We start from the raw sequence: 4,418 nt of genomic DNA on the forward strand, positions 1-4,418 counted from the left end.
AGCCAGGCGGCTATTGTTAAGATAAACAGTGTTGGCATTGTTGTTTCTAAAGAAAATACTGATAAGTTAATTGGGATTTAAAATTATTTTTATACTAAAATAAAAAACGATCACTCACCTAACAAATCATTATTTATTAAAATTAATTATTTTTAATATATTTATTTCAGCTTTCCATGTTATAAAATAGTGAAATATTAGTTTGATCCATATGCTATTCATTCATCGAATTCATTCCATTCTATAGGTAAAATAATGCAAAACGAATATAGTGAAAATATTAAAGAAGATGGTGGAAAAACAGAAACAAAAAATGCAGCAAAATCTGCAAATATAGCAACAGACTCGCACCTGGAAGTGGGTTGTCACACCAAGCCATCTAAACTAAGAGGGAGATTATCATCCCAAAACGATAACGAAAATTCTACAGAATTAATAGATGATATTATAAAACTCCATAATGATCCCAAGGGAAACAAATTACTTTGGTATGATAATTGGGAGGATAAAATCATCGATAGAAATTCTGATGTTATACTTAAAGCAATCGATGAGAATGTTTCTCAATTCGGAGGACTTGAAGCTTATAAAGATATTGTTGGCGTAAACCCTTATGATCCCATTGAACCGGTTTGCGGCTTGTCTGCACAAAATATATTTAAATTAATGGCCGAAGGAGAACAGGCCGTTAATCCTGTAGAACAATTTAAAAAAGAAAAAATAAACGGCAATGAATTTTCCGAAAAACTTGGTCAATTCAACGATTCGAGTAGCTATGTTACATTAGTTAATGATCACCGATTTGGACATATGTTTCTGATTGATATTACATCAACCAGCCAAGGAATTGTAGGATATATTTATCAGTCAGATTTAGGAAATGGCGTATTACCTGCACTTAAAATAGTAGATTGGTTAAGTTCCAGAGGAAAAGAGCCCATTAATGCTGATAAGCTAAAAAAATTATTAAGTAATGAATTCAATATATTATCTGAAAGTGAGCAAAAGAAACTCATTGCAGAATTACTTGAAATAAATAAAAACATGTCCAACGTAAAGTTAAATAGATTTAAAAGAGATCAAGAAGTTAATATTTACTTAAGCAAATATGACAAAAATAACTTCTTTAAAAATATTGAAAACTTAAAAGCTAAACTTGGGATCTGATTTTCATTAATATATTAAGGAGCGATTGTGCCTATATCATATAAAGACCAAGAAAAAATCAGTAAAACTAACAAGAATAAATGGCAAAAAGGTGATTCAGATGAGGATAGCCAACTACCAAATGAATCCCTTACTCTCCAGCAAGATAAAAAAGGCCATACAGACAGGCAAATGAAGGGATTAAAACAATTTCTTGCAGATAGAAAAATTAACAAAGGGCATATTTCCCCGCTGGAGAATAAAGGGTTATTAGTCGGTAAAGGTAATACACCTATCAACGTAAAAGTTACAGCTCATCGTTATGACAGCAACCAAGAGCTTGCACATGCGGTTTCCTTAAGAAATGAGGAAAACTCTTTTCATGATGTGATTACAGGATTCCATGGGGGCCAAGTGACATCTTCAGAATCGGGCTCGGGAACAATAGGAATACATTGGGAAAAAAACACGTTGGATCCCAATATTACCGGTATTAATGTAGCTAACGGCGCATCAGGAACCGTAGGAATAAGAATTGATTTAAAAGATATTCAGCCCGGATATCCGGTTATTGTCACATCCGGCGCGTTGAGCGGTTGTACCATGGTATATGCCGTAAAGGGTAACTATTTCTTTGCCTATCATACAGGGCAGAAACCCGGCGATAATGAATGGAAAACAGGTCGGCAAGGCGTTACCGCTACCAATCAAAGCCATAGAGCCCTTTTACCAAACAGCGAACCCATTACGGTTAGCGAACATAACAACGATTTAATAAATATTTTTGCAACATATGATCAGAGTGTTATTACCTATATGGGAAAACAGGGAGTTAAAATTAACAACCCAGCAGAAGCAGAAAATGTCAGCGTTTTTAACTATGACGAAAGCAAGCCTACAGAACCCTATCTTGGCAGGGTTGGCTACAGCTATGCACTACTGGCTAACGATAAAGGAAAAGTGAACGTCAAGGTATTGTCGGAAGATGCTATTGTTCAATCAAACAAGAAAGGCAATGCCATTAAAGTTATCAATTCACTCAAAAAACGGTTGTTATAGTCATCAGAGGTGATACTTATCTAATCTACTTTCCGCCAATTGATAATTTTATATAAATAAACCTTTACCTAATATATTAAGGAGACATTATGCCTACATATAAAAACCAAGAAAAAACGGATAAATCTTGGCTAAAAGATAATTCACAGCGACTTTTAGCTTATAATCAACTCCCTAGAGCAGGGCGAGAGCATGAAAGGCTGTATTTTGAACAAATCGCTCAAATAAAGCACTACCCAATGCTTGAATAGCGTTGAATTGAGTGTTTTTTGTTTATATTTAGATTGTGTTATGTGCAATTTAAGTTCAAAAAACGTTCGTGTTCTCGCCCTGCTCCCTAGAGAAGATGATAGTTTGGTAAGGCTGAAAAGTCCTTACCCAATGCATCATAATTTAGGATAAAAATATCAATTTTAAAATATATTTACTATATCAATCTAATAGGTGATAATATGGAACACGAATATAGCGAAAAAGAACAGCAAAAGCAAAAAAGACGCCAATTACAGTCAAATAACGCAACTCATCATGATAGCAATCCATTGGAATTAGAACTGGGGAATAATTCCAACTCTGTCACACCTGCCGATCATCATAACAAATGGTTTACTTATGAAGGTGATAAAGAGGTGGAACTGACTACAGAAAGAATGAAAGAAATATTCTCCAATAAACAGCCTAAAATTATTATTGCCGGTGATGGTCATAATAAACCACCATTTCAATACGCAAAAAATATACCTGATGTTAATAGTAGTTTTGATGCTGGCACACTTCAACTTTATATTGAGGCAACAGATGAACAGATAAATGAAAATAATTCGGAATATATACCAAAAGAATTTATGGCAAAACCAGGACTGTTTATGAATAAAAATAGGCGGGCTGAAATTGTTGGATGGGAGGATTCAGCATTATCCAATGCCATGAAGGAGATGTTTGATCTATCGATGACATCAATAAGTGAACCAATGAAGCTAACAGAAAAAGATATTTCTTCATTTTATGAATTCTATATGACTGCTATTCAGAGTTTTTTACCTAATTTCAAAAAACTAGGTAATGAATTGAATGAAATTATGGCGAAAGCCGGCAATAGAGGGGAGCTGGAGAAAGTTGCGCCAGCAATGCTCCGTTTTACTTCTGGTACATGGCGCGATGAATATATCAATCCAACGTTAGCAGAGAAAATGGCAAAACACGCCGCTGAAAAGGAAAATCATACATTTGTTGTCTCCATAGGAGATGCTCACCTAAGTATTAATCCTATGCAGGAACATTTAAATAAAATGAGGGAGAAATTTAACTTTAAACACCAGATTATATTTACCAGAGATAAAACCCCTATACTTTCTGATCATATAAAAGGAGGAAAGAGAAATAGGTAGATATATAACCACCCCTTTTATTAATATATTTAAAGTTGATCCCATCGTCTCTTAGATGAAAGTAAAATACCAATGACCATTTAATCTATATTTTACTTACCCCTAATATACCCTTTACCAGAGATTTAGGTGATAATATGTATTTCATATTCAATAAAAAAGATAATCATACAAGTAAAAAAGCAAATTCAATAAAACACGAAGCAACCAAAACAGACCATCAAAGAGAAATTCCTACCAATTCATTTTTCAATCCCAAATTCCATATGGCTGGAACGACTGAGGCTGCATCAGAGACTGACAATTTATGCAGTAGTAATATGAGAAACCCTGTTTTTAGTAAGCAACCGAATATACCTAATGAGTTTCAACATTTGCATGATCCTAAAATAGGTATTTTAACCAAACAACAGCTCAAGAGAAGAAATACCAATGGAAAAAATTGGCATTCTATATTATTGATGGTAAGGAAATTTATAGCTCAGATACCGCCATAACAGCTTATGATTTAAATCACCTTAAAAGAATGATTAAATTCAATCCTCATTATGATGGTAAACCCATTTTAATCTTAACAGGATCTCACGGTGACGCTTTTGGGTTTAATTGGGATGCTAATATAAATGGAGTTAGAAGAAAGGACTTACGTGAAAAGCTATTTTTTAAAGAAGACAGATATGATAGAAAAGGAGATTATAATAGGAGTAAACCAATACATATCAAAGATGTCATAAAAACCACCTATCAGGAGATAGAGGAAATTATTAATTCTTCGGATTATCATGTTATTTTAGGCTATTGTTTTAGTCGCAATGATCAGGCTTT

The 4,418-nt window shown here is 33.7% G+C and carries 6 protein-coding genes; all 6 read left to right on the top strand.

The features are described 5' to 3' along the window. Positions 1-255 precede the first annotated feature (255 nt). On the top strand, positions 256-1,167 hold the full coding sequence (locus ACGF7G_RS21645; protein WP_387468301.1) for a cycle-inhibiting factor: 912 nt from the start codon (positions 256-258) through the stop codon (positions 1,165-1,167). A 27-nt stretch (positions 1,168-1,194) separates the two neighbouring features. Continuing rightward, on the top strand, positions 1,195-2,205 hold the full coding sequence (locus ACGF7G_RS21650) for a cytotoxic necrotizing factor Rho-activating domain-containing protein (protein WP_387468303.1): 1,011 nt from the start codon (positions 1,195-1,197) through the stop codon (positions 2,203-2,205). Between the two features lie 89 nt (positions 2,206-2,294). Further along, on the top strand, positions 2,295-2,456 hold the full coding sequence (locus tag ACGF7G_RS21655; RefSeq protein WP_387468305.1) for a hypothetical protein: 162 nt from the start codon (positions 2,295-2,297) through the stop codon (positions 2,454-2,456). Between the two features lie 201 nt (positions 2,457-2,657). Further along, positions 2,658-3,593 (top strand): hypothetical protein, encoded by a 936-nt coding sequence (locus ACGF7G_RS21660; protein ID WP_387468307.1) that lies wholly within the window; start codon positions 2,658-2,660, stop codon positions 3,591-3,593. Positions 3,594-3,730: 137 nt separating this feature from the next. Next, the gene (locus ACGF7G_RS21665; protein ID WP_387468309.1) at positions 3,731-4,090 is read left to right on the top strand and encodes a hypothetical protein; all 360 of its coding nucleotides are present in this window, start codon (positions 3,731-3,733) and stop codon (positions 4,088-4,090) included. Next, the coding region (locus tag ACGF7G_RS21670; protein WP_387468310.1) for a hypothetical protein at positions 4,036-4,418 on the top strand (383 nt) is incomplete at its 3' end. The genes ACGF7G_RS21665 and ACGF7G_RS21670, both read left to right, overlap by 55 nt.

The sequence above is a fragment of the Photorhabdus sp. RM323S genome (assembly GCF_042879375.1).
GTDB lineage: Bacteria > Pseudomonadota > Gammaproteobacteria > Enterobacterales > Enterobacteriaceae > Photorhabdus > Photorhabdus tasmaniensis.